The sequence below is a fragment of the Sulfurimonas sp. genome (assembly GCF_026988655.1).
Lineage (GTDB): Bacteria > Campylobacterota > Campylobacteria > Campylobacterales > Sulfurimonadaceae > Sulfurimonas.
Map to the genome: position 1 here is coordinate 1 of NZ_JALSKT010000054.1, position 24,524 is coordinate 24,524.

Annotated in this window: 28 protein-coding genes; 6 read left to right on the forward strand and 22 right to left on the reverse strand. The window is 34.8% G+C overall.

The window, feature by feature from the left end:
* Together MV052_RS05515 and MV052_RS05520 are read right to left on the reverse strand one after the other, a co-directional pair.
* The coding region (locus MV052_RS05515) for a Na+/H+ antiporter NhaC family protein (protein ID WP_297441747.1) at positions 1 to 1,014 on the reverse strand (1,014 nt) is incomplete at its 3' end.
* A gap of 42 nt (positions 1,015 to 1,056) precedes the next feature.
* Positions 1,057 to 1,680, reverse strand: a complete 624-nt coding sequence (locus MV052_RS05520) for an acyl-CoA acyltransferase (protein ID WP_297441748.1) — start codon at positions 1,678 to 1,680, stop codon at positions 1,057 to 1,059.
* Positions 1,681 to 1,788: 108 nt separating this feature from the next.
* Between MV052_RS05520 and MV052_RS05525 the strand changes: the two genes are divergently transcribed.
* On the forward strand, positions 1,789 to 2,442 hold the full coding sequence (locus MV052_RS05525; protein WP_297441750.1) for a L,D-transpeptidase family protein: 654 nt from the start codon (positions 1,789 to 1,791) through the stop codon (positions 2,440 to 2,442).
* On the opposite strand, the gene argS is transcribed toward MV052_RS05525, so the two are convergent.
* The 6 genes from argS to MV052_RS05555 form a co-directional block, all read right to left on the reverse strand.
* Complete coding sequence (gene argS / locus MV052_RS05530; RefSeq protein WP_297441752.1) at positions 2,439 to 4,034, reverse strand: arginine--tRNA ligase; 1,596 nt, start codon at positions 4,032 to 4,034, stop codon at positions 2,439 to 2,441. The genes MV052_RS05525 and argS overlap by 4 nt on opposite strands.
* 3 nt (positions 4,035 to 4,037) lie before the next feature.
* A complete protein-coding gene (locus tag MV052_RS05535; RefSeq protein ID WP_297441754.1) occupies positions 4,038 to 4,268 on the reverse strand; it encodes a twin-arginine translocase TatA/TatE family subunit in 231 nt (76 codons plus the stop codon).
* Positions 4,269 to 4,332: 64 nt separating this feature from the next.
* On the reverse strand, positions 4,333 to 4,953 hold the full coding sequence (gene gmk / locus MV052_RS05540) for a guanylate kinase (RefSeq protein ID WP_297441756.1): 621 nt from the start codon (positions 4,951 to 4,953) through the stop codon (positions 4,333 to 4,335).
* A complete protein-coding gene (locus tag MV052_RS05545) occupies positions 4,953 to 6,032 on the reverse strand; it encodes a hypothetical protein (protein WP_297441758.1) in 1,080 nt (359 codons plus the stop codon). Before MV052_RS05545 ends, gmk begins: the two co-directional genes overlap by 1 nt.
* Positions 6,033 to 6,086: 54 nt before the next feature.
* On the reverse strand, positions 6,087 to 6,851 hold the full coding sequence (gene fliR / locus MV052_RS05550) for a flagellar biosynthetic protein FliR (RefSeq protein WP_297441760.1): 765 nt from the start codon (positions 6,849 to 6,851) through the stop codon (positions 6,087 to 6,089).
* A gap of 5 nt (positions 6,852 to 6,856) precedes the next feature.
* On the reverse strand, positions 6,857 to 7,501 hold the full coding sequence (locus tag MV052_RS05555) for an ABC transporter ATP-binding protein (RefSeq protein ID WP_297441763.1): 645 nt from the start codon (positions 7,499 to 7,501) through the stop codon (positions 6,857 to 6,859).
* 152 nt (positions 7,502 to 7,653) lie between these two features.
* On the opposite strand from MV052_RS05555, the gene MV052_RS05560 reads away from it, so the two are divergent.
* Positions 7,654 to 8,085: a hypothetical protein gene (locus tag MV052_RS05560; protein ID WP_297441764.1), complete on the forward strand. Its 432-nt coding sequence runs from the start codon at positions 7,654 to 7,656 to the stop codon at positions 8,083 to 8,085.
* Positions 8,086 to 8,154: 69 nt separating this feature from the next.
* Here the strand turns inward: MV052_RS05560 and tsf are convergent, their stop codons facing one another.
* Together tsf and rpsB are read right to left on the reverse strand one after the other, a co-directional pair.
* Positions 8,155 to 9,207 carry a translation elongation factor Ts gene (gene tsf, locus MV052_RS05565; protein ID WP_297441766.1) on the reverse strand — a complete coding sequence of 351 codons (1,053 nt, stop codon included), beginning with the start codon at positions 9,205 to 9,207 and terminating at the stop codon, positions 8,155 to 8,157.
* Between the two features lie 2 nt (positions 9,208 to 9,209).
* Positions 9,210 to 9,989, reverse strand: a complete 780-nt coding sequence (gene rpsB, locus MV052_RS05570) for a 30S ribosomal protein S2 (RefSeq protein ID WP_297441768.1) — start codon at positions 9,987 to 9,989, stop codon at positions 9,210 to 9,212.
* 234 nt (positions 9,990 to 10,223) lie between these two features.
* Here rpsB and MV052_RS05575 point away from each other — a divergent pair, with 234 nt between their 5' ends.
* The gene (locus MV052_RS05575) at positions 10,224 to 11,753 is read left to right on the forward strand and encodes a DUF3373 family protein (RefSeq protein WP_297441770.1); all 1,530 of its coding nucleotides are present in this window, start codon (positions 10,224 to 10,226) and stop codon (positions 11,751 to 11,753) included.
* 43 nt (positions 11,754 to 11,796) lie between these two features.
* On the opposite strand, the gene MV052_RS05580 is transcribed toward MV052_RS05575, so the two are convergent.
* Genes MV052_RS05580 through mqnP form a run of 8 tightly spaced genes read right to left on the reverse strand, consistent with a single transcriptional unit; the run spans position 11,797 to position 17,476 of the window.
* Positions 11,797 to 12,267 carry a peroxiredoxin gene (locus tag MV052_RS05580; protein ID WP_297441771.1) on the reverse strand — a complete coding sequence of 157 codons (471 nt, stop codon included), beginning with the start codon at positions 12,265 to 12,267 and terminating at the stop codon, positions 11,797 to 11,799.
* Between the two features lie 20 nt (positions 12,268 to 12,287).
* Complete coding sequence (locus tag MV052_RS05585) at positions 12,288 to 12,767, reverse strand: DUF420 domain-containing protein (RefSeq protein ID WP_297441773.1); 480 nt, start codon at positions 12,765 to 12,767, stop codon at positions 12,288 to 12,290.
* A 4-nt stretch (positions 12,768 to 12,771) separates the two neighbouring features.
* Positions 12,772 to 13,371, reverse strand: coding sequence for a DedA family protein (locus tag MV052_RS05590; protein ID WP_297441775.1), 600 nt, complete (start codon positions 13,369 to 13,371; stop codon positions 12,772 to 12,774).
* Entirely contained in the window at positions 13,368 to 14,390 is a 1,023-nt protein-coding gene (murG, locus tag MV052_RS05595; protein WP_297441777.1) for an undecaprenyldiphospho-muramoylpentapeptide beta-N-acetylglucosaminyltransferase, read from the reverse strand. Before murG ends, MV052_RS05590 begins: the two co-directional genes overlap by 4 nt.
* A gap of 10 nt (positions 14,391 to 14,400) precedes the next feature.
* Positions 14,401 to 15,567 carry an FtsW/RodA/SpoVE family cell cycle protein gene (locus MV052_RS05600; protein WP_297441779.1) on the reverse strand — a complete coding sequence of 389 codons (1,167 nt, stop codon included), beginning with the start codon at positions 15,565 to 15,567 and terminating at the stop codon, positions 14,401 to 14,403.
* A 6-nt stretch (positions 15,568 to 15,573) separates the two neighbouring features.
* The gene (locus MV052_RS05605) at positions 15,574 to 16,098 is read right to left on the reverse strand and encodes a hypothetical protein (RefSeq protein WP_297441781.1); all 525 of its coding nucleotides are present in this window, start codon (positions 16,096 to 16,098) and stop codon (positions 15,574 to 15,576) included.
* Positions 16,095 to 16,619 carry a hypothetical protein gene (locus MV052_RS05610; protein WP_297441783.1) on the reverse strand — a complete coding sequence of 175 codons (525 nt, stop codon included), beginning with the start codon at positions 16,617 to 16,619 and terminating at the stop codon, positions 16,095 to 16,097. Before MV052_RS05610 ends, MV052_RS05605 begins: the two co-directional genes overlap by 4 nt.
* The gene (mqnP, locus tag MV052_RS05615; RefSeq protein ID WP_297441785.1) at positions 16,616 to 17,476 is read right to left on the reverse strand and encodes a menaquinone biosynthesis prenyltransferase MqnP; all 861 of its coding nucleotides are present in this window, start codon (positions 17,474 to 17,476) and stop codon (positions 16,616 to 16,618) included. The genes MV052_RS05610 and mqnP overlap by 4 nt, the downstream gene beginning before the upstream one ends.
* A gap of 114 nt (positions 17,477 to 17,590) precedes the next feature.
* On the opposite strand from mqnP, the gene MV052_RS05620 reads away from it, so the two are divergent.
* Together MV052_RS05620 and miaA are read left to right on the forward strand one after the other, a co-directional pair.
* On the forward strand, positions 17,591 to 18,262 hold the full coding sequence (locus MV052_RS05620) for a hypothetical protein (protein WP_297441787.1): 672 nt from the start codon (positions 17,591 to 17,593) through the stop codon (positions 18,260 to 18,262).
* On the forward strand, positions 18,259 to 19,164 hold the full coding sequence (gene miaA, locus MV052_RS05625) for a tRNA (adenosine(37)-N6)-dimethylallyltransferase MiaA (RefSeq protein WP_297441789.1): 906 nt from the start codon (positions 18,259 to 18,261) through the stop codon (positions 19,162 to 19,164). Before MV052_RS05620 ends, miaA begins: the two co-directional genes overlap by 4 nt.
* Here the strand turns inward: miaA and aguB are convergent.
* Together aguB and MV052_RS05635 are read right to left on the reverse strand one after the other, a co-directional pair.
* Positions 19,136 to 19,984 (reverse strand): N-carbamoylputrescine amidase, encoded by an 849-nt coding sequence (gene aguB / locus MV052_RS05630; RefSeq protein ID WP_297441790.1) that lies wholly within the window; start codon positions 19,982 to 19,984, stop codon positions 19,136 to 19,138. The two genes, miaA and aguB, sit on opposite strands and share 29 nt — an antisense overlap.
* Positions 19,985 to 19,990: 6 nt before the next feature.
* On the reverse strand, positions 19,991 to 20,269 hold the full coding sequence (locus MV052_RS05635) for a peptidylprolyl isomerase (protein WP_297441791.1): 279 nt from the start codon (positions 20,267 to 20,269) through the stop codon (positions 19,991 to 19,993).
* Between the two features lie 122 nt (positions 20,270 to 20,391).
* Between MV052_RS05635 and MV052_RS05640 the strand changes: the two genes are divergently transcribed.
* Complete coding sequence (locus MV052_RS05640; RefSeq protein ID WP_297441792.1) at positions 20,392 to 20,952, forward strand: hypothetical protein; 561 nt, start codon at positions 20,392 to 20,394, stop codon at positions 20,950 to 20,952.
* 50 nt (positions 20,953 to 21,002) lie between these two features.
* Here MV052_RS05640 and MV052_RS05645 read toward each other — a convergent pair whose 3' ends face one another.
* Positions 21,003 to 23,246, reverse strand: coding sequence for an AAA family ATPase (locus MV052_RS05645; RefSeq protein ID WP_297441793.1), 2,244 nt, complete (start codon positions 23,244 to 23,246; stop codon positions 21,003 to 21,005).
* Positions 23,247 to 23,250: 4 nt separating this feature from the next.
* Positions 23,251 to 24,489: a pitrilysin family protein gene (locus tag MV052_RS05650; protein WP_297441794.1), complete on the reverse strand. Its 1,239-nt coding sequence runs from the start codon at positions 24,487 to 24,489 to the stop codon at positions 23,251 to 23,253.
* Positions 24,490 to 24,524: the final 35 nt, after the last annotated feature.

Sequence of the window (24,524 nt, forward strand, 5' to 3'; positions counted from 1 at the left end):
ATTAAGATTTTCACTCGCTAAAGATGCAAGGTATTCTCCCGTATGAAGCTCATTAGTGACTTTGCCAATGGCAAAAGCAAACAATAAGATAAGAGCTATAGGAAAAAGTTTTTTTGCTCCAATTATTGTTGCTTTTGTATATGTGCTAAGACTCATATTTTTACTAAACACATAAAAGACAAACATAAAGCTGAGTGTGCTGAGCATCGTATAAAAGATGGCACTCGAACCACTTCCTTTTAAGATGTTACCATTACCACTCAAGTATAAAAAGAAAAATACAGAGACTATCATTACAAAGATGGGAAGAAGCATATAACTTGGAGCTGCGTTTAAACTCTTCGTACTTGCAAATTGACTGACACTTGGTTTCACCTTTTTCATAGCTCCAATGTTAATGTCAAACCAGACAGCAATAAAAGTCACAAATAAAGCACTCATTGCATAAAAATTATATAACACCGCATCAATCAAAATTGCTACGCTGTCACCTTGGATGCTTTTCTCCTCTATTTGTGTCACTATGAGCCCAAGAAGAAGCGCACCCCACCCGTTTAAAACAATTAAAGAACTAATAGGTGCTGACGTCGAGTCACACACAAAGGCTAGTTTTGCATGTGGCACTTGATACTTATCACACAACGGTCGTCCAACAGCTCCTGCTATCAAGGAAGTAATGGAAGATTCAATAAAAATAATCACACCTATAAGATAACTTACAAGAAGCGCTGAACGTGGAGAATCTACTAAAGTGGTTTTTTCACTCATATAAGTAACAAAACCGTTAATCCCACCACTTTTTTGTAAGAGTTCTATAACACTCCCTACAAGAATAGCAAAAGCTAAGTTTTTGAGTATCCAGCCCTCAGATAAAAGTGAGAAAAATAGTGACCATGTTGCTTCAAACGCAGTAAGTAAAGAAAAATCATGTAAGAGTAAAAGCCCTAAAAAGATACCTCCAAAAAGAGAAAGAAGAATATTTTTAGAGTACAGTGCAAGCCCAATGGCTAGCAAAGAAGGAAATAAAGATAAAACTGAAAGTTCTATGGGAAAAGCCTAAAATTCCATAGAAAACAACATAAGCCCCGAACGTCCAAAGACCTCTTTATACTCTGTACATTCATGGCTTGCTACTTTTGAAAAGCCCATCTTCTTGTAAAAAAGTTCAGATTCAAGAGAGCCTATCTCTATCATCGTTTGCGCAATTCTATACCCTTTGAGTCTTGCATTTAAAAGACTCTTTTGCATCAAGGCTTTGAGCACACCTACATCCACAAAACCTTCAAGCTCTTCTAAATAATCAAACATTAATGTTCTTTTATTTGTGTCAAAATTACATTCATATACTATGTCAAGTGTAGCTTCTACTTCATCTTTACAGCCTACTTCGTGTAAAGCTTCAATAAATGTCTCTTGTGTCGCAATCCTAGGCTCATAACTACAAAGCGTTCCTACAGGTTTTCCATCTAGTGTTGCAATTAAAAAATTTTTATAATGGCATTGACTTTTTGCTTGTGTTTGTGTAAGCTTTTCAAGCTTTTCCAAAAGCACAGCATCATCATTTGTTTCAAAGATTAAATCAAATAAGCTGTCTTTTTTTCCTGCACGAGAACTTTGCAAAATCATTTTTGCTAAAAATGGAGCATCCTCCACCTTCGCCTGTTGTATTTTTATACTCATTAGTTTATCCAAATTTTATTTTTAACTCTCTATTGACTTCATTCAGAAGTAATAGTACCATACTTTATGATAAAAAGTTTCTTAATTATAATAAGTTTTCCAATTTTATTGGTTTCTTCTCAACAAATTGTTTTAGTTGTTGCTAAAGATATGAACACTTCTCATGCAAAATTACAATGTTTTGAAGATGGGCAACAACTCTTTGACACGATAAATGTAAATCTAGGGAAAAATGGCTTAGGCTGGGGAATAGGCAAAGTGCCTTTAGTTGATGCTAGTAACAAAAATATCATAAAATACGAAGGTGATAAAAAAGCTCCTGCAGGTATATTTGAACTTCTTGCAATATTTGGTTACTCACAAAAAAGTAACTATAATCTACCCTATCTTTATGCTTCACAAGATTTAATCTGTGTAGATGATGGCAACTCTAGCTTTTACAATCAAATAATCACGCCTAAACATAAAGAAAAAAGCTTTGAGTATATGAGAAGAAAAGATAATCAATACAAAATAGGCATTGTAGTTGGACACAATCAAGAGGCAAAAAGAGGAAGAGGTTCTTGTATTTTTATGCATATTGAGCATAGCACGGATGTTCCAACAGTTGGTTGTACTTCTATGAAAGAGAGTGATATTAAAAAAATAGCACAATGGCTAGATAAAGATAAAAAACCTATCCTTATCCAAATACCAAAAAGTACAGCTAAAAAAGTACTCAAACTTTACCCAGAGCTAAAAAGCTCTAAGTTACTGTACTAATCTTCTTCTTTTACCATTCTATTTTTTGCTTCAATTCCCATCAAAGAGAGCCCAGTTTTAAGACTTAAAGCAACGACTAAAAGAAGTTTAAGCAGTTTTGCTTCATCTTCTGTTCCAATCATTCGAACATCATAATAAAACTTATGTAGTGATGCCGCAAGCGCTTTTAAGTAGTCTGGCAATTTTTGGACTTGACGAGAACTAAAGGCATCTTCAACGACTTCAGGCAACAAAAGTGCATCAAAAAGTAAACTATCCGCACTTTCACCAAGATTTTTTAGTGTTGCTGCGTTTATCTCTTCTTTAGAGACAGTTGCTTTAGAGAGCAAAGTCTGAATGCGAGCATGCGCATACTGAATGTAAAAGATAGGATTTGAGCTATCTTGCTTTTTAAACTCAGCAAGATCAAATTCTAAAGCAGTATCACTTTTCTTTGAAGCAAAAATGAAACGCAGTGCATCCGCACCTATCTCTTCTACAATGTCACTCATAAGTATAACGTTTCCAGCACGTTTACTCATTTTATAAGGCTCACCATCTTTAAGCAATGAAACCATTTGAGAAAGAAGTACTTCAAGCTTATTTGCATCATACCCTAGATATTCAATCGCTGCCTTTACACGAGGAATATACCCATGATGGTCAGCTCCCCAAATATTGATATAGTGCTCATACCCACGCTCAAATTTTTGGTTGTGATAAACAATGTCACCTGCAAGATACGTTGGTCGTCCATCTTCACGAACGACTACCCTATCATGATCATCACCCTTCGCTTCAGATGCAATCCAAATTTTACCCTCTTTTTCATAAATACCATCGCCCATTTTAGCCATGACTCTATCCCAGTCAGAGTATAAAGATGACTCATTTACAAAGGTATCAAAAAAGATATTTGTATCAGCTAAATCTTTTTTAATAATTTCCATGACTTTATCTTTGGCCCAAAGTGCTAACTCTTTTTGACGAGATGCATCACTAAATATTTCTACACCAAATTTCTCTTTCGCACCAAGAGCTAAATCTTTAAGATACTCACCTCTATAATATGACTCAGGATACGCAACATCTTCATGAAGAAGATGTTCTTGTGCATATAATTGAATAGAAAGCCCAAGTAAATCAATCTGATTTCCTGCATCATTAACATAATATTCAGCAGTGATATCATAGCCTAAATGCTTTGCTAATCTATAAAGAGTATCCCCATAAACAGCTCCACGAGCATGACCTATATGCAGTGGTCCAGTTGGATTTGCACTCACAAACTCTAAAAGTATTTTTTCATTTTTTTCTTGTTTGGCAAAATCTTTAGGATTATCTAATGCCCAAGAGGCATACTCTGCTAAGAAATTTTCACTCAAACGAAAGTTCAAGTACCCTTTTACTGCTTCAACGCTTGAAAAAACTTCACTCTCATTAAAAGAGGATGCAAGTTCATCTGCAATAATCATCGGAGATTTTCTTAACTCTTTGGCTAAAGAAAAAGCTATAGGCGTAGCAAAGTGACCAAAAGAACGGTTACGAGGCTTTTCTAAAATAACTTCACGACCTAACTGTTCGCGTAAAAGCGCTGATACTTTTTGTTTCAATGCTTACGCTTGTTTAGTGGATTTTGGAGTTTCAGCAGATGCTGTTTCTTCAGTAGTCTCAACTTTTTTAGGAGTCTCTTGAGCTATCTCTTCATCAACTTCTTTCATTTCTTGTTTGAAATTTTTAATCCCCTTACCAAAACCTTTTGCTAAATCAGGTATCTTTTTTGCACCGAATAATAAAACGATAATTCCAAAGATTATCAGTAGTTCTGTTCCACTAGGCATTCCCATATTTGTTTCCTTTTATAAAATTAAGTTGTGAAGTATATCTCACATTTGCTGTAAATTCTCTTACTTACAAATCTTCCCATTTTTGTACAAATTCATTTATCTCATCATTTGATATTTTATATCTTGCAGTTAGTGCAAGTAAACGCAGTTTATCTGCTGCTTTATCTAAATCATCATTGATTATGACATACTCATACTCTGAGATTCTTTGTATCTCTCGTTTTGCCATCTCCACTCTTCTATCTATCACTTCTTGGGCATCTGTAGAACGATGTTCAAGTCGACGTTTGAGTTCTGAGAGTGTTGGAGGGGTGATAAATACCGAAGTTGTAATATCTCCTAAACGATTCATCACAGAATGATTCCCTTGCACATCTATATCAAAAATAACCAACTTACCTTCTGAGAGTGCTTTTTTGACTGGTTTGAGTGAAGTACCATAATAATTTCCATGAACAAGTGCATATTCTAAAAATTGATCTTCTTCTATCTCTTTTTTAAATTCTTCCTCATCTACAAAGTAATAATGTACACCATCTACCTCTCCATCACGAATAGGACGAGTGGTAGTTGAAATGGAAAAATAACACTCCCCAATATCATTGATGATTTTATTAATAAGTGAACTTTTCCCTGCTCCGCTTGGGCCAGACAAAACTAAAACTGCACCGTTAATATGACTCATTAATTGTCTCCTAGAGAAATGCTTATAGTTATTTTAGCACCTTTGAGTGAAGCTGCAACATTCTTATCACTCAGTGCTACTAAAAGATTTTTTAGTGCTTCCACACCATCATTTTCTACAACTTCTTTCTCCTCTTGCTCTGCTACCTCTTCATCAACTTCTTCAAGTTCATCAAGTTCTTCACCAAGAGCCAGTTTCAAATCTTTACTGCTAAGTTCATCCAAAGAGTTTATTTCATTGCTTGCAATTTCTAAGAGTGCTTCATCATCCATTTCACTTTCAAGTTCAGAATCATCAAGATCAGCAACTGCCGTTTCTATCTGACTTTCTATTTCATCAAGCTCCAAGGCTTCTGAATCAAGTGCAACTTCATCATCAAAGCTAATCTCTTCTTCACTACTCTCTTGCAATTCTTCAAGATCTAGCATCTCTACATCTTCTTCAGAAGCTACTTCTGCTTCTATTTCAATTTCTTCTTTGGCTTGAGTCTCTTCAACGTCATCATCAATGCCAATATCCACATCAGCTTCATCTTCAAGGTCAAGTGCCATATCATACTCTTCATCAAGTAAATCTTTTACTTTTTGTGCTTCATCATTATCTAAGACACTTTCATTCATCTCTTCTTCCAAATTTTCATCCAAATCATCAAGTAAAAAATCATCATCTAAATCTTCTATCTCTTCTAATGTATCAAGATCTTCCAAATCCTCAAGTTCTGTGATTTCCTCTTCTTCTTCAAGCACTCCAGAATCCACGTCAAGATTTCTATCTATATTTGCAAAAAGCTCAACCAAATCTGTCGGCAAAAATGGTTTTTTTATAACTGAAGAAAACTCTTGTACACTCTCAGCATCTCTCGAACATATATAAAGAGACTTTTTATAGCTAACTTTATCTTTTAATTTATCAAAAAAATCATCACTATAAAGCACATCATCCACAGCAATCAAATCATACTCACCACTCCCAATATCAGCAAGATCATGAACTATTTCAACTTCATCGTCAGTCTTTTGAGCACTTAGTGTAACTAGTTTTGTTACAACCGGATTATCATTTACAAGTAAAATTTTCACATCTATCCCTTTGAGAAAGTATTGATTATTTTTATATATTGTATCAAAAAAAAACTAAAATAATGTCTCTAACATATTAAATGCTTCTTGCACTTGGCCCTTAAGAATTAACATAATAGCTGTCAGTGTTGCTATTAAAACTGAAAATGCCACCATTATTTTTATAGGAAACCCTATTACAAGTAGATTAAATTGAGGCATTGTTTTCATTAACATCCCAAAAATCACATCTGCAAGCCATGAAAGAGCAATTATTGGAAAAGCTATTACAAATCCAATAAGAAACATATTCGAAGCTGCATGCATAATATAATGAAATAAATCTTTACTCATAACAAACCCGCCTAAGGGTATAGTTTTTAAGGTACTATCTACAAACATCAATATCCAATGATGCAGATTTAATGCAAAAAGTACCATCAAGGCCATTAAAGACAAAAATTGAGAAATAATTGGCATAGATATACCAGATTGTGGATCAATGGCACTCGCCATTGAAAATCCCATCATGTAGGAGATTTGTCCACCAGCAAATGTTATAACATTATACGCCAATTGCAATACTATTCCAACGCAGAGACCTAGCATAAATTCACCCAAGATTGCAATAAGTATAGTAGGAACATCTATTGAAATATGCAAAGGAGGCATAGAAGGATAAAATATTACCGCAAAGAAAAATGCCATCACAGCTTTAATATTTATAGGGATGTTTTTATGATCAAAAATTGGTACCGCAATAAAAAGTGATGCAAAACGAAAAAATAGTAGCAAAAACCCCACCATATTCGCCTCATTAAATATACTTGCAAACTCCATTTTTTCTACTTAATACGTTTTAGCTCTTTATCCTCAAGCTTATAGACTTTTTTACACATATGCGCTAAATCATTATCATGTGTGACCAAAATCATGCCTGCATCGTTTGTTTCACAATATTCAAAAAAAAGGCTCATAACCTGTGTCGCTGTTTCATGATCAAGATTCCCCGTAGGCTCATCTGCAAAAATTATAGAGGGTTTTTTTGTTAATACTCGCGCTATCGATACACGTTGTTGTTGACCACCTGAGAGTTCTGTCACTTTTTGTCCAATACAATGCTCAATATCTAAACGCCTAAGAAGCTCTTCATCAATTGGTTCTTGAGAAAGGATTTCAGATACTTCAAGGTTTTCATATCCACTAAAACCTTTAAAAAGATAATGAGACTGAAATACCATTCCGAGTTTGTTACGTTTAATTAATGCTAATTCTTTCTTTTTCATCTTAGATATCTCTTTACCAAAAAGAACTATCTCTCCATAATTTGGTTTTAAAAGTGTTGATAAAGCATGTAAAAGAGTCGACTTTCCACTCCCACTGATACCAATAATAGCTATACTCTCTTTTTTATCCAAAGAGAGACAAACTCCCTCAAATAGGTCATAATCAAAAGAATGTGATAAGTTTTTTGCAGATAATAGATTCATAAAATGATTATAGCAAAGATAGTATAAAGAAAAGTTACATTATGTGACAAAAATATTGTTCTTTATTTGAAATATTTATTATTATAAATTATTTAGATAAAATATTAATAAATTACTTTAAGAAAAAGTATATTTTAATTCAAAGGATTTATATGTTAAAAAGAACATTTGCAAGTTTAGTTGTATCTGCAGGGCTAGTTTCAAGCTTAGGAGCGGAGACCTTAAAACATGATATGAATGTTTTAGCTACAAGTTTGGCATCAACACAAAGAGCTTTTTTACTTAACGATAGAGAAAAAGCTGTAAGACTATTAGCAGATTTAAAGAAAAATATTGACCACACTTTAGGTACAAAAGAAAAGGTAGTAGCTCTTTTACCTGAGGAATTAAAGTACAAATCAAGAATAGCAATCAATAGTGGAAAAATGATTAATCACTACATTGATCAAATCAACGAAACTTTTGCAGATAAAAAGTTGTCTGATATTCAAGTACAAATGGAATCTCAAGAGAGTCTGTTACACATACAAGCGCAATGTTATAAATGTCATAATCTTGTTCGTGATTGGGATAAAAACAGATAGTTTTGGTAAGATAGAAGCTTTTAAATAAGCTTCTATTTAATAGATAGTTTAAATAAGTTAAGCCAAAGCTTAACCCATTTGTGCTGCAACTTCTGCTGCGAAGTCGTCTTCTTTTTTCTCTATTCCTTCACCTACTTCAAGGCGAACAAATTCAGTAATCTCAGCAGTTCCACCACATGCTTTTGCTGCTTTTTCAACTGCTTTAGCCACAGTCAATTTATCATCTAAAACATATTGTTGGTCTAGTAATGCTTGCTCTTGATCAAGAAGTGTATTATCTAAAATAAAACGAGCAATTTTACCAGGAATGATTTTATCTAAAATTTTCTCAGGTTTCCCTTCTGCAATTAACTCTGCTTTGATGTCAGCTTCAGCTTGTTTCATCACTTCATCAGTCAGTTGCATCATTGAAACATACTGCGGTACGTTTTTAAGAGGTTTTTTAAGTCTTTTCAACTCTTCGTTCTCTTTTTTAAGTGCTTCAATACGACCTTGAGTTTCACCTGCAACATACTCAGGATCAAAATCTTTGTAACTTAAAGTTGATGGTTTCATTGCAGATGCGTGCATTGCAATTTGCTTGAGTGTATCTCTCATGCATTCAGCTGTTTTTTTACTGTCACATTTTGCTTTTACAATCACGGCAATTCTATTGTTTGAGTGAATGTAACCATTTAAAGCAGTCGTTTCATCAGCTTCTAAAGTGTTAAAACGTCTAACTTCAATTTTTTCACCAATCTTAATAACTGTTTCAGTGAATTTTGCACCAAAGTCACTTGCCATAAGGGCAGCAACGTCAGCTGGTTGATCATTGTAAATAGCTTCTGCAGTCTCTTTTACAAGGTTTTGGAAACCTTCATTTTGAGCAACAAAGTCAGTTTCAGAATTAATTTCTACAACTGTAGCTTTTGAAAAGTCATCAGCGATTTTAATACCACAAAGACCTTCAGCTGCAACACGATCAGCTTTTTTAGCTGCTTTAGCAATACCGCGTTCTTTAAGTAGTTCTTTCGCTTTTTCCATATCTCCATCAGCTTCAACTAAAACTTTTTTACAATCCATCATCGGTGCATCAGTTTCACTACGTAACTCTTTAACCATTGCTGCTGTAATTGCTGCCATAATTATGCTTCCTCTGTTTTTGCTGGTGCTTCAGTCGCCTCAGCTTTTGTTTCTACTTCTTGTGTTGCTGTTTCTTCTGCTTGTTCTTCTTGAGCAGGTGCATCTCTTAGAGCTTTACCTTCGTTAATTGCAGCAGTCATTTCACGACAAAAAAGTTGAATTGAACGAATCGCATCATCATTTCCTGGAATTGGGTAGTCGATTAAATCTGGATCACAGTTTGTATCTAGTGGAGCTACAACCGGAATATTAAGACATCTAGCTTCTAAAACAGCGATGTGCTCTTTTACTGCATCTACAACAAAAAGCATATCTGGAAGTTTTTTCATATTACGGATACCACCGAAATATTGCTCAAGTTTATCTTTTTTTCTTGAAAGCATTAATGCTTCTTTTTTTGTTAAAAGATCAATTTGACCATTTTCTTGCATTTCAGTAATAACATCAAGTTTGCGGATAGATTTTTGAATAGTTGGGAAGTTAGTAAGCATACCACCTAACCATCTGTTATCTACATAAGGCATATTACAAGCAATTGCTGCTTCTCTTACAGAGTTACGAGCTTGTTTTTTTGTACCAACAAAAAGAACAGTTTTCCCTTCTGCCGCTGCATCCATAACGATAGTATACGTATTACGGAAATAACGTAAAGTTTTTTGTAAATCGATAATATAGATATTTTTACGAACACCAAAGATGTATTTTTTCATTTTCGGGTTCCAACGACGTGTTTGATGTCCAAAGTGTACACCACATTCTAAGAGGTCTTTCATAGTTACCATAGGGTATCCTTAAAGGTTGTTTTTCAAACCAGAGATTTATCAGTTGGCTTTGGTAATGTCGAACAATTATCCATTAAAAAATGGGTTGCACTGATTTTTGACACATACCTGTTAATATTTTCATTCACATAAAGAAAGAAAAATCCGTGAATTATACTCAAAAAACATTTAAATAGAGCTTTTTAAAGATATATTTAGTATAGTATAACAATAATTATATAAAAAGGGAAATTTATGAAGAGACCTCTCCTGCTATCTTTAGCTACTATTGCTCTACTTAGCTCAAACCTAAACGCAGCTACAATGTATGATAAGTTCCAGACTATGGAACTTGAAATGAAAAAAATGAAACAAGAGTTAAAAACACTCAAAGAAGAACAAGCGGCAGTTGCAAAAGCCGTAGAAGCTGCGAAAGAGGAAGCACAAAATGCTTCTGAAGATGAGGATGAAGAAGAGAGTGTTACAGAACAGCTCGAAGAGTTACAAGAATCTGTTTCAGACCTTAATCGTGCTACAAATGGCAACCATGTGAAATTCGGTGTGGATTATAGATACACTGTTGAAAACTTACAATATAAAATGGCAGATGGCAGCGAACAAAACAATGATGCATTTATGACAAATCGCTTTTGGCTCAACATGAACTGGGCAACAACAAAACATATTAGTTTTTCTGGACAACTTGCATATAATAAAGCCTTTGGTGCTAGAAGTGGGGCACAAACAGGGCCATATGAAACTTTTGACTGGATTGCAAATGAAAATGCATATAATGATACTCTTCGTATTCGATCAGCGTATTTCTACTACAAAAATGACACATTTTTAGGAACTGATATACCATGGACTTTCAGCATAGGTCGTCGTCCATCTACAAATGGACATCTAGTAAACCTAAGGGATGATGATCATGCTGCTTCACCTATGGGACATAACATCAATGTAGAATTTGATGGTCTTAGTTCTAAATTTGCTCTTGAAGAGCTTACTGGTGTTGATGGAATGTACATAAAAGTTTGTGCTGGACGTGGGCTTAGTAATGCTAAACCAAGACTTAGTACGGCACCATATACAACAGAGGATACAACAACTCCGGATATTGATTTAGCAGGCTTAATTTTCACTCCTTACAGTGACGGACAGTACTCTTTCAATACGCAATACTATTATGCAAATAACTTAATCGATGCAATTGATCCAACAAATCCAAGCTTAGGATTTAAAGCTGTTGGAGGTTTACATGCCTTCACAGCCAATATTATTGCAAATGGTATAGGTGATGGTATAAGTGATTTTCTTGATGATACAACATTATTTGTTAGTGGTGCAGTAAGTATTACAGACCCTAGTAAAAATGGTGGTGGTATGCTTGGACGACTTGATCCTAAAACTGGATATTCTGCATGGGCTGGTTTACAAATTCCTTCATTGATTTCAGAAGAAGGAAGATGGGGCATAGAGTATAATTGGGGAAGTAAATTTTGGAGGAGTATGACTTATGGTGAAGATACAAATATAGGTTCAAAACTAGCAGTTCGTGGTGATGCCTATGAAGCTTACTTTACAGAACCATTACTGGATGATGTTCTTTCAATGCAAATTCGTTATACTTATATAGATTACAAATTTAGTGGTAGTAATGGATTTTTTGGAAATGCTACGGGAGAACCATTATCTATGGATCAAGCTGTTGCATCTGGCTTAGGAAGTTTTGTAGTTGATACAGCGCAAGATATCCGTTTTTATATAAGATACAGATACTAAACGCAGTTACTGTTCCTCCTTATGAGGAACGCTCTAGAAAGTATTAAGAAGCTTGTAGCTCAGCAAGTTTCTCTTTTACTGCTTCTACATGACCTTTAACACGGACTTTTTCCCATTTAGCTCCAACAATACCTTCGGGATCAATTATAAAAGTTGAACGAACAATTCCCATATACTCTTTTCCATAATTTTTCTTCAACTGCCATACGCCATACTCTTGCATCATCTGTGTACTTTCATCACTAAGTAGAGTAATACCTAAATCATGCTTTTGTATAAAATTTCTATGTTTTTTTGTACTATCTGCACTTACACCCAAAATAATAGCATCAAGTGAACTAAAATCAGGTGCGGCTTCTGTAAACTCACATGCTTCTGTTGTGCATCCTGGAGTATTATCTCGTGGATAAAAGTATAAAACTATCCACTTTCCTTTTAAGTCTCGTAAACACATCTCAACATCATCTTGATTTGGTAAGCAAAAATCAGGTGCTTTTTGTCCAATTTCTAACATATTTTCTCCTACTAATAAATTTAATATACAAATAGTAGTAAATATACCCAAATACCACTAAACGAAGTAAAAACAATACCCAAAAAAGTTTTCAAAGCCAAAAGCTTATGCGCACTTGATTTGATTCCTGGAATTTCTGCTTTTGCAAATTGTATATTTGCTTTAATTATTGTAGTTGCCCAGTATATAAGTGTAAGAAATGCTATAAAAATATGTACACCCAAAACAATTGAAACATAAGTATGTGACACTTCACTTCCTTGGATAAAAGCGTCAAAACCACCACCCACACGAACACCATATTCAAAATAACCAACAACTATAACGGACACTACAAAAATAATATTTTGACTCAAGCCATGTGCTTTATAGAGCTTTTTCTTTGCAAGTAAAATTGAACTATACACAATAAGTGGCAATACCGCCACTATCAACGTTACAAAATCCATAAATATTGGAGCTCTTGTTCCTAAAAACCCTTCTGTAAACATGTATTCCATAATTTTAAACCTTTTTCTTTTGATAGCGGAAGTATAGCCAAACCATTACAAATAAGAAAATTATAATCGCAATAGTTATCTCTTTTAAGTATTCATTTATCAAAGCTTCATTTTCGCCTAAAAAGTAACCCAAAAAAACTAAAATAAAAGCCCAAATACCTGCACCTAAAGCAGTAAAAAATGTAAACTCCATAATATTCATCTTTGCTAAACCCGCAGGAATAGAGATGAGTTGACGTACTCCAGGGATAAGCCTTCCAGTAAATGTAGAAATATGTCCATGCTTTTTAAAATAACTCTCCATCTTCTCTAGTGTTTCTTGTGAGATGAAAAAATATCTACCAAAACGTAAAAGAAACCTGCGTCCTAAAGTAAAAGCTAGATAATAATTTACCAAAGAGCCGACTAAAGAACCAGCAAGAGCACTCGACATAATGTATGCCACATTCATATCTCCCTTAGAAGCTAAATAGCCAGCAGGGATGAGTACTATTTCACTCGGGAAGGGAATAAAACTTGACTCTATTGCCATCATTATAAATATGCCTAAATATCCCCAGTCAAAGATTAAATCAACTAATTCTTGTGCTAATTCATGTATCATTTTATCTGTTCCTCAACATCTTTTATCATTTGCAGTGCTACATCTTTTACAGCATAATCCAAAAGTTTTTCACTTTTTTGTTTTAAATCTGGATGCTTTAGAATTTTTATGAGCACTGATTTTAAATTTTCATCCTCTCTTGCACACCAGCCAAGACTGTTTTTCACGATAAACTGCGCATTGTAGTACTGATGATCTCCTGCTGCATAGGGATAAGGGATAAAAAGTGCTGGGCAGCCATTTGCTGTAAGCTCCCACAGCGTTGATGCCCCAGCGCGTGAAACCGCTAAATCTGCTCTACTTATCAGCTCAGGAAGATTTTTTGTAAAACCATAAAGCTCAACTGCAACACCCATCTCTTTGTATGCCGCCTCTACTTCCTCAAAATTACGCTCACCTGCTTGATGAATAATCTTAATATTCATCTTTTGTAACTTATGTGCGACACTTAAAGCCAATTCATTTATCGCTTTTGCACCTTGTGAACCCCCAAGAAATACAACAGTCTCAAGTTTTTCTCTAACACGTGCATTTTTATAAAAAATTTCTTTTACAGGATAGCCTTGAATTGGCGATCTCTCATCATAAGCGGAGATAAATCTTTTTGCATATTTTTTCAGTAAAGAGTTCAATCTCCCCTGCACTGCATTTTGTTCATGAATAAAAAGTGGAATAAACAAAGAGAGAGTTCCAAACGCAGCAGGAGCAGCGGAAAAGCCACCCACACTGTACGTTGCTTGAATTTTATGTTTTTTAAGAATTTTTCTTGCCCGCACAAAAGCCCTAAAAACTTTATAAAGAGCTTTAAGTTTACCTATTCCTTTTTGGTTTACTACCCCTGTTGTTTGTAAAAAATAAACATGAGAAAAAGGACTGTTTTTAAGAAAATATTTTTTATCCTGTCCACTTGTTGAACCTATAAAAATAACTTCATGTCCTTCACAGACTGCAGCTTCAGCTAAAGCCTCTGCTATCATCAAGTGTCCACCAGTTCCACCACCTGTTATACATAATTTCATCGACCCTCTCCTATCGCATATCAGCTTTTTTTGAAGCCATCAAAACCATACCTACGCCAAACGCAGCGCCAAGCATGGATGAACCACCATAACTCAAGAAAGGCACAGATATTCCCTTGATAGGTGTAATTCCGCTAATACCGTAAGCATTCACCAAAAATGAAAAAGATAAAATCAATCCTATCCCAATACTAAAAAGATAAATACTTGTATCCTTTGAACGGTTTGCAACTTTAAAGATTCTTTGTATCATCCATAAAAAAATAATGACAACAAACAAAACACCAACAAAACCAAACTCTTCTGCAAGTCCTGCCAAAACAAAGTCAGTATGCACTTCACTTAAAAATCCCAGCTTAAATGTTCCATCCGCCAAACCCGTTCCAAAAAGCCCGCCATTGTGAATGGCATTAAGTGAATTTCCTATCTGATATGGTTCTACTTCAACAGGGACTCTAAGCTTATCAGCTAAAGCTGTTGGTAAAAGCTCAAGAACAGAGTTTTGAGCCAAGGCCCACCATGATTTTATACGCAAGATTCTATGTTCTGCTGTTACAATAAAAATCACAACTGCACTAAAAATAACTCCCAAAATAGTAAGGAAAAATCGAAAACTACTTCCTGCAAACATAAGCATAAACAACAGCGTAGCACCAAGAACGACAACCTGCCCAATGTCTTTTTGTAAAAAAGCAATGATAAACATAGAGGCTAAAAAAACAACGCCATAGGGTAAAAATCTTTTAAACTCATTTGAGATTCCCATACCATCATGATGCCCTAATTTACGAGAAAAGCTCCATGCTAAAAAGTAAATAAATCCTACTTTAAAAAACTCTACAGGTGCGAGTGAAAAGCCAGCAATTTTTATCCATCTTTTTGCTCCACCAACTTCGCTTACGATACTCTCAGGTAAAAAGGGCATTGCAATCATTAAGGTCAAAGAACCTAAAAAAAGCGTAAACCCAATAATCTTGAGCCATCTATCTGGATCAAGTAAAGAAAGCCCCCATATAAGAAATATGCTTCCTATTCCAAAAATTATTTGTCTTATAACAAAATGAAATTCATTTACGCCAAATAAAAGGGTAGTATAAGGAGTAAGGGTATAGGACAGTATAATACTTATACCAATTAAAATGCTAACAAGTGTAAAAAGTTTTCTATCTGCAGTCAAAAAATACTACTTAATCTTATTTATTTTCAAAACAAATTCAACTTCAGGCTTTGAAATATGTAACTCTTTAGAGATAGTTTCAACCCCAACACCTTGCTTAAACAGGGAGATAATTTTTTCATCATCATTTCCATGAACAGATGAGGGAATAGATATCTGTTTCACACCACTTTCAAGTTGCGTCATACGAGATTCTAACTCCACTTCTATCGTATTTATATTGTTTTGGAGTTGTTTTAAAGCTAAAGAGAGTGGTTGTACCATATCATACACACTCCGTTCAATCTCTTGATAAATCTCTTCATCATTCATACGTTGTGAGTTTGCTTTGATACTTGACTGCGTTTGGGCAAGCTCTTTTTTGAGATAATAGAGTTCACGGTTGAGATCTTCAACAACAGAAGCAACAGAACGAATGTTTTTAGAGTAACTTGCATCTTTTGTAAAGGCGTAATAGAGTAGATATAAAATTAATACTGCCATTGCAATAACAATATATTCAATACCAAAATTCATATTTTCAAAATTCACGATTTTTTCTCTCTTGCTTCACGAATAAGGACACGTTCACGTGCTGTCATATAGGCTGCCCACTCTTTTTCATCACGTTCATGCATTTTGACAATTTGCGCTAAACTCCCAGAGAGTGCCTTAAAAAACACACCAATATCTCTCTTTGGATGCACAGGCATTTCAATACGTCCATAATACTCTTTACCCTCTTCAAGCAAAGCATCCTTAAGCTCAAAATATTCAAAGCCTATCGCTTTTATCTCCGCTTCACAAGTTAATGAAACTCTTTTAGGTGTCTCATTTTTTATCAGCATTTCAAGTGCGTCTATTTTTCTATGCAGTTCAACCACTAAATTTAGCAGTACAGGATCACTCTCTGCTGTTTCACCTCTTGCCTTAGCAAGCTTGAGCCACTGGCTGATAGGATCATCATCACTTTCACTCAGTTTTTGGTACTCTCGCTCAAATAGCTCTCTATCTAAAGAGGCTTCACTAAACTGAAGGCTAATAGGTGCTGGAACTAAACGTGGTTTATTCATGATACAATCCTATCAAACACAATAAGAACAAAAAATGCAATGCCCAAATAACCATTCACTGTAAAAAATGCACGATCAATTTTTGTAAAATCTTTGCGAACTAAAGTTTGTTCATAATACAAAACAAAAGCACTGCCTATCGCTGCAATATAAGCAAAAAAGCCAAGCCCTGCAGCCCAAACAAAAAGCAACCAAAAAAGCACAGCAAGTCCATGAAAAAGTGATGAGATAAAAAGCGTAGCCTCTGCACCATACATAGAAGGAATAGAATGCAATCCTTTTTCTTTGTCAAACTCTATATCTTGTAAAGAGTAAAGCAAATCAAAACCTGCCACCCAAAAAATCACGCCAAGAGAGAGTAAAACTGACCAAAGAGGAATAGTCGCACTGACGGCTACAACACCAGCTACAGGGGCAAGTCCTAAAGATATACCAAGAATGATATGCGCAAGTGAAGAAAATCTTTTAAAGTAGGAGTAAGAGCCTAAAACAAGTAAAATAGGGATGCTTAAAGCAAATGCAAGAGAATTAATCATATACGCAACAAAAATAAAAACTACTGCGTTTACAGCGATAAATATCAAGATACTAACACTATCGAGCCGACCATCAACATTTGGCCGAGAAGCTGTTCTTGGGTTTAATACATCAATGTCACGATCCGCATAACGGTTCACGCCCATAGCCAAATTTCTCGCACTTACGGCTGCTAAAACTCCCATAATCAAGAGCCAAACTCCAAACCAACCATCAGCTGCAACAACCATTGAAATAAATATAAAAGGTAATGAAAATATAGAATGTTCAAACATTACAAGTTCATTAAAATCTTTTGCTTTTTGGATTATTCTTTGCACATTGTTCCCTAATTTGTTATTAAAAGTTATTTTATCCAAAAGTGATTTAAAGCTGGATGATATTAAAGAAATAATAGTGTAAAATATCTCAAATAAATGAGGAATAAAACAACTATGAAACTAATTTACCTACTTCTTCTCGTACTTCTCTTTAATGCCTGTGATCTTTTAGAGTCCCAAGCCGACAAGCAAGCCAAACTAGCCCAACAAAAAGCTGCGTTTGAGCTTAAGATCAAAGAAACAAAAGATGTGCAAATGAAACAAATCGATGCACAAACAACACAAGAACTTGAAAAAATCAAAGCACAAAAAGAGTTAGCGCAGATGCAAAAAGAGCAAATGATGGAAAAAATTCGTCTCCAAGCCCAACTCGAAAAACAAAAAGCCCAACTAGAGATACAAAAACAAGAAGCACTTTTAGAACAAAAGATGAAAGAGATCGCTCAGGCAAATGATATGGAACTTAAAAAATATCTGCTTGTAATTTTGTTTTTAGTCCTCATTATTGCAAGTTTTTTTACCTATTATTATTTTAAAAAACGACATGATGACAAGCTTAGAGCCTATCAAGACAATCTTGATAAATATTTTCATCAACAAGAAAATGCGACTAAGATGCGTATTGCTGAAAAAATCATAGACACCGTTGCTAGTGGAAAACTAGATAAAGCGCAAGAAACTGAGCTCATCAAAGCGCTCAGTGGAAATATCGCACCTACACAAGAACCAAAACTTTTAGAGGGTGAGATTAGTGAAGATATAGAGCTTATAGAAGAGAAAAAATGAGTTTCAAGCAGCTTGCTATCATAGGACCAACAGCTTCTGGTAAAAGTGACTTGGCAATTAAAATAGCGCAAAGGATGGATGCTTACATCCTCTCCATAGATTCTTTAAGTATCTATAAAGAGATAGATATAGTCTCTGCTAAACCCTCAAAAGAGGAGCTAAACGCAGTAAAGCATTTCGGTATAGATCTGCTCTATCCTGATGCATACTTTAGTGTTGATATTTTCATAGATTTATATAAAACAGTTCTTCATGAATGTAAAAAAGAAAATAAAAACCTTATCATAGTCGGGGGAACCTCGTTTTATCTCAAATCACTTACAGAAGGTCTCTCAGAGCTCCCAAGCATAGAGATTCAAACGCAGCAAAAGGTAGAAAAAAAACTCCAAAATTTACAAAAAGCTTATCGTTTCCTTTTAGATTTAGATAGTGTATATATGAGTAAAATTTCTCAAAATGATTCTTACCGTATTGAAAAGGCACTCCTCATTTTTGAAGCTTCCAAACTCACGCCAACGCAATGGTTTGAACAAAACCCTCCCCAAGCAATCATCAAAGAGTTAGATATTTATAACATTGATGTCTCACGCGATATACTACGTCAAAGAATCCACCAACGCACGCAAAAAATGTATGCAATGGGATTGATAGATGAAGTCTCTATGTTAGAGCATAAATATACAAGAAGCCCGCATGCTATGAACTCTATCGGTATCGTTGAAGTTTTGGAGTATCTTGATGCAAAAGCGAAAAAAGAAGAAATGCTAGAAAATATCTCAATACATACAGCACAGCTTGCCAAAAGACAACAAACTTTTAACCGTACACAATTTCAGAATATTATTAGTGCAAAACTTGAAGATTTAGAAGATATTATTCTTCGCAAAGTTTTGCATACATAGCGGCTCGTCTATCACGTAAAAGCCCCCAATATTCTCTTTGTCTAGCATTTTCTCTCAAGTCAAAATCAGCATAAATTATCTCTTCTTTGTCTCTTGAAGCTTCTGCAATTTTAGCTCCAGTATAGTCTGTAATAAAAGAAGAACCATAAAAAGTAATCTCACAACTCTCACCAACTTCTTTGCCTAGTCTGTTTGCCGCCACTACAGGCACGGTATTTGTCGCAGCATGACCCATCTGTACTCTTTGCCAATGTTCTTTTGAATCAAGCCCAATTTCAGGCTCACTTCCTATAGCTGTAGGATAAAAAATAATCTCTGCACCCATAAGAGTCAAAGCACGTGCAGTTTCACAAAACCATTGATCCCAACAAATCCCCACACCTATCCTGCCAAACGCAGTATCATAAACTTTAAAGCCTGTATCTCCAGGTGTAAAATAAAACTTCTCTTCATAGCCAGGACCATCAGGAATATGCGTCTTACGATAATTATCTAAAACCTCTCCATCGGCATCTATAACAACTAAAGAGTTAAAATACTCATCTTCTGCTTTTTCAAAATAACTAACTAAGACAACGACATTTAGCTCTTTAGCTAAGGCAGTAAAATGTTGTATTAGTTTGTTATTTTTCAGAGGAGCTGCCCATGAAAAATATTTTTCATCCATATCTTTACAAAAGTAAAGCCCCTCAAAAAGTTCTGGTAAAAGTATGATTTGTACGCCATTTTTTGCACTTTGGCGCACAAACTTTTCAGCTTTTTCTACGTTTTTGCTTTTATCTTCACACATATGCATTTGGATTGCTGCTACTTTTACCATCGTAGATTACCCTCTGCCAGTCACTTCAAGTAAATGATATCCGAACTGCGTTTGGATTGGTCCATAAACCACACCTACATCACCACTAAATACTGCTTTATCAAATTCTGGTACCATTTGACCTGGTCCAAATTTCCCTAAATCTCCACCACTTTGTGAAGATGGGCATGTTGAGTTTGCTTTTGCAACCTCAGCGAAATCTGCTCCATTTTCTATCTCTGTTTTTAATTCATTACATTTTGCTTCGTTATCTACGAGTATATGTCTTGCTGTTGCCCATGCCATTTTTTTTATTCCTTAATTTTGTTTATAAAATTTTACTCTATTTTTACTTATAATTATACTTTACTACTTTATTATTAACTACATTTGTCTATAATGCCAAAAAACCATGGAGAAATCATAAAATGAAAAACATAATACTTGCTTTTTTAGCTACTTTATTATTTATAGGATGTAGTTCAAATTCAGAAGAAAACAAAAATGTTGAGCCAAAACTCGTAGTTGGAAAAAGTCTTACAGAGTTAAGCCTTAAAGATCAGTTTGAAAAACCACATACGCTTAACGCAGATACTTATAAGCTCATCTTTGCTTTTGATAAAGAGCCTGCTCATATTTGTAATGACTTTTTTAACACACAAAAACCGACATACCTACAAGACCATCATGTACAGTTTATAGCTGATGTAAGTGCTGCGCCATCATTAATCCGCAGTATGTTTATATTACCTGGTTTAAAAGACTTTAAACATACTGTTTTACTTTTAGATGATAAAACTGTAGCTGCACCATTTAGAAAAGGGCTTGATACTACGAAGATAGTTGTTGTTACACTACTCAATAAAAAGATTACTGACGTGCAAACGATAAGCACAACACAAGAACTAAAGAAAAGCATAGAAGATGATTCAGCTATGTCTTACATCGCACCAGTCATTAACACTGTAATGGATAGCGTTAGTAAATAAGCTTTTCAGTATCAAGAACTTTCTTGATACTTTATCTTATAAATTTCTTTTTACAGGCTGTTTCCCAACTCTAAAAGTACGGTATCCCTTCTTGTCACATCCACTCGCCTGCAAGCATTCTCAAATGCTCCTCCCTCACCTACGAGTATACATTTGTGTTTAGCCCGTGTTATCGCTGTATATATTAGCTTTGTATTATGCATGATAAAATGTGTAAAACTCATAGGTATTACCACGATGTCGTACTCCATTCCTTGTACTTTATGTATAGTCAGAGCATAAGAAAGCATCAAATGAGATTTTAGTTCATCATATTCATAGCGAACTACAACATCTTCATTTGGGTAAAAAACATAGGCTTGGTCTTCTTCATCATCTATCTTAAAAAGTAGTCCACTCATACCATTAAATATTCTTCGCTCACAAGCTTCTTCACCCTCTTTAAAACCCTCAGAGCTCCAAGATGTCATATTTTCATTTTTTGTATGTACTACTTTATCCATTAAACGAAATTCTAAGTCACCTTTTTTGATGCACTTTTTGGGATTTGGATTAAAATACTCTTGCAATATTTTATTGAGATTTGTTGTACCAAGTATGCCACCTTTCATAGGAGTAATTACTTGAAAATAATTCAGATACTCTTTTATCTGCTTGTTGTTTAGTCTATACCTTGCTTTTTCAATCGACTCAACCACACGATGAACAATTTCAGTAATAATTTGCTTTGAATTTTCATCTCGTAGATTTTTTAATTCATCTTGCGAGAGTTGGTTTTTAAGCGCATAATAGTTACTAATACTTACATCTACAAACTCAAAATCTTCATATTTCTGTCTATATTCGGGAACTTCTCCCTGACGTATTTGATTGGCAATAAGCGTAATAGCCTGATCTTCACTTTGACGATAAATCTGTGTTAGTTTTACAGTTGGCGCAAGCTCTAATGTAAGGATATCACTCAGGACATTTCCAGCCCCGATGGGAGGAAGTTGGGCATCATCTCCAACTATGATAACGATGGCTTTTTGAGAAATTTTACTCATAAGTCGCGCAAATAAAGAAGAGTTTATCATAGAAGCTTCATCTATTAGCACAACGGAATAAGGAAATTTATCACTCTCTTCGTGTTTAACCAAAAGAGATTGAATTGTCGCACTTTCATACCCTGTAGTATCGCTAATGCGTTGTGAGGCTATACCACTTAATGCACAAGTTATTATCTCTTTTTTATCATAACGGGTATTTAGCAGTTCTAAAATCGTTTTTGAAGTTGTGCTTTTTCCTGTTCCTGCATATCCAACCAAGAAGAGTAATGAGGCTCCATTATTTATCATCTCAACAGCTCTTTTTTGCTGCTCACCTAGTTTTAAGGAACTCTCCTCTAAAAAGGCAGCTAAATCTTTTACAAAACCACCATTGTCAATTTTAGCACGTTTTGTAAAATCATCATACAAAAACTTCTCAGCATCATAGAGTCTTGCTGGAGAAACACGTTCATTTTTCATGATCACTATACTTTGTTCAGCCACACGTTCAATAAGAGCAGCCTCATAAAGGTTTTGTCTATTCACAAAACCAAGAAGTTCATCAAGCCCACCAAAGAGTACTTCTTTGGAGATACAGCTATTGCCTTGTGCTTCACAATAATTAAGCAATACATAATCCATAGCAGAGCTGATTCGCTGTTCATTTTCAGGTAAGACACCCATTTTTTTAGCTAGTTCATCTGCTCGTTTAAAGCCTATGGAGTTGATGTTCGTAAGGATATAAGGATTGTTTTTTATCTTTGTGCAAGGTTCATCTACATCTTTCATAGCCGTCGCAATTGTCGTAAGCAAAGCAGGTGTAACTTCATAAGGCGTTAAAAATTCTCCAAGTCTACGCATGGAACGAAACTGTTTCCAAGATGCCTGAATCTTTTTAAGACGCTTCTCTTTTATCCCTTTAAAGTCTAAAAGCTTTTCTATGTCATTATCTAAAATTTCGACTAACTTTTCTGCACCAAAATGTTCTATCAACTCAGCAGAGAGTTTTTTAGTGAAGCCTTTGATTATCTTGTTTAAAAAGAAAAAAATCTCGTTTTGATTAACTTTTATAGAATCAAATTTAAAAGTTTTTCCATACTTTTTATGCTCTTCCCAATGCCCTTCAAGAGTAATGGCAGAACCTTTAATATTTTCTACATCACTCTCAAAATATGTACCGCTTATTTTTTCACCACTTTTTAATACAGCAATAAAAAAACCTTCGGCTTCAAAGAGAATCCTATCTATCTGACCTATAAGTGTCACTTGACTACTTTGTAACTATGGCGAAACTCTGCTCTAAAATCTCTTTATGTTTTTTAATAAATGCATTTAAGTCTTTGAGTTTTAGTTTTTTAATCTTTTTCAATTCAACTTCGGAATGATTTAAATCAAATCCTTTGTAATAATCCATAAAAGTACGGTTAAGTCTTTGACTCATTGTCTCCACTCTCAGTGGCTCACTTCCAAGTAAAAACTTCTTCGTTTGTTCAAGCTCATCTTCTGTCACACCATTTTTGACAAACTTAGCAATCACATTAACTACTGTCTTTTTCGCTTCATCCATTGAATCGAGTTTTGTTTGTAAATATCCTGTCATATACGAGCTTGACTTACTCACATGCACTCTTGCATAAGCTGAGTAGGCTAGTCCTCTTTTTACACGTATCTCTTCCATCAAACGACTTCCAAAACCACCTGTTCCTAAAATAAAAGTAGCAACTCTCGCTTTATAATAATCTTCATCATTTACAGCCATATCATATGGTGAACCAAAATAGATATAGGCTTGTTGTGTGTCACGTTTGAGTATGCTCTCTTTTGGATTTCTACTAGCCTCATAATGCGCTAAAGGTTCACTTTTTCCTTTTGGAAGAAGTTTTAAAATTTTACTAATATTTTTCTTTACCTCTTCGATATCAACATCCCCACCTACAACAACAATCGCACGAGAGATAACTAAATGTTCTTTTACAAACCCTTTGACATCATCAAGTGTAATGCTCTTAACACTAGCAACTGTTCCTGCGCTTGGTTGTGCCAAAGGTGTACCTGGGAAAAGTAATCTTTTGAGTTCATTTGAAGCAATATAATCAAAATCATTCTCTTTACGACTCAGTGATCCAAGCGTCATTGTTTTGACTTTGCTCAAAGCTGCTTCACTGTAATTGGGATCTTTTAAGAGTTCTGCTGTGTATTTCACTGCGTTTGAAAATTCATCTTTTAGTGAACTACTCTCAAGTACAAAAGTCTCAGACCCTGTACTTGCAGATATATGGATAGCACGAGACTCTAGTTTCTCTGCAAAACCGTTCGAGCTCAGTTTTGCTGTCCCCTCATTTAAAATCTTTGCAGAAAATTTTGCCAAACCTGCTATTTTTGTGTCAGTGATGCTTCCACTATTTGTAAATACTATCTGTGTGTTCACAAGAGGGAGTCTCTTATCTTCTTCAAAAATCAAAGGTACCTTGATACCTTTTACTACTATACTATCTATTTTTGCTGCCATTAAAATCTGTCCTATTATTAAAAGTGTTAAAAGAA

Coding starts and splice junctions, on each gene's coding strand:
- MV052_RS05520 (WP_297441748.1), bottom strand. CDS start 1,680: ATGAGTATAAAAATACAACAGGCGAAGGTGGAGGATGCTCCATTTTTA.
- MV052_RS05535 (WP_297441754.1), bottom strand. CDS start 4,268: ATGGGAATGCCTAGTGGAACAGAACTACTGATAATCTTTGGAATTATC.
- gmk (WP_297441756.1), bottom strand. CDS start 4,953: ATGAGTCATATTAACGGTGCAGTTTTAGTTTTGTCTGGCCCAAGCGGA.
- fliR (WP_297441760.1), bottom strand. CDS start 6,851: ATGGAGTTTGCAAGTATATTTAATGAGGCGAATATGGTGGGGTTTTTG.
- MV052_RS05555 (WP_297441763.1), bottom strand. CDS start 7,501: ATGAATCTATTATCTGCAAAAAACTTATCACATTCTTTTGATTATGAC.
- MV052_RS05560 (WP_297441764.1), top strand. CDS start 7,654: ATGTTAAAAAGAACATTTGCAAGTTTAGTTGTATCTGCAGGGCTAGTT.
- tsf (WP_297441766.1), bottom strand. CDS start 9,207: ATGGCAGCAATTACAGCAGCAATGGTTAAAGAGTTACGTAGTGAAACT.
- rpsB (WP_297441768.1), bottom strand. CDS start 9,989: ATGGTAACTATGAAAGACCTCTTAGAATGTGGTGTACACTTTGGACAT.
- MV052_RS05575 (WP_297441770.1), top strand. CDS start 10,224: ATGAAGAGACCTCTCCTGCTATCTTTAGCTACTATTGCTCTACTTAGC.
- MV052_RS05580 (WP_297441771.1), bottom strand. CDS start 12,267: ATGTTAGAAATTGGACAAAAAGCACCTGATTTTTGCTTACCAAATCAA.
- MV052_RS05585 (WP_297441773.1), bottom strand. CDS start 12,767: ATGGAATACATGTTTACAGAAGGGTTTTTAGGAACAAGAGCTCCAATA.
- MV052_RS05590 (WP_297441775.1), bottom strand. CDS start 13,371: ATGATACATGAATTAGCACAAGAATTAGTTGATTTAATCTTTGACTGG.
- murG (WP_297441777.1), bottom strand. CDS start 14,390: ATGAAATTATGTATAACAGGTGGTGGAACTGGTGGACACTTGATGATA.
- MV052_RS05610 (WP_297441783.1), bottom strand. CDS start 16,619: ATGAATAAACCACGTTTAGTTCCAGCACCTATTAGCCTTCAGTTTAGT.
- MV052_RS05620 (WP_297441787.1), top strand. CDS start 17,591: ATGAAACTAATTTACCTACTTCTTCTCGTACTTCTCTTTAATGCCTGT.
- miaA (WP_297441789.1), top strand. CDS start 18,259: ATGAGTTTCAAGCAGCTTGCTATCATAGGACCAACAGCTTCTGGTAAA.
- aguB (WP_297441790.1), bottom strand. CDS start 19,984: ATGGTAAAAGTAGCAGCAATCCAAATGCATATGTGTGAAGATAAAAGC.
- MV052_RS05635 (WP_297441791.1), bottom strand. CDS start 20,269: ATGGCATGGGCAACAGCAAGACATATACTCGTAGATAACGAAGCAAAA.
- MV052_RS05640 (WP_297441792.1), top strand. CDS start 20,392: ATGAAAAACATAATACTTGCTTTTTTAGCTACTTTATTATTTATAGGA.
- MV052_RS05650 (WP_297441794.1), bottom strand. CDS start 24,489: ATGGCAGCAAAAATAGATAGTATAGTAGTAAAAGGTATCAAGGTACCT.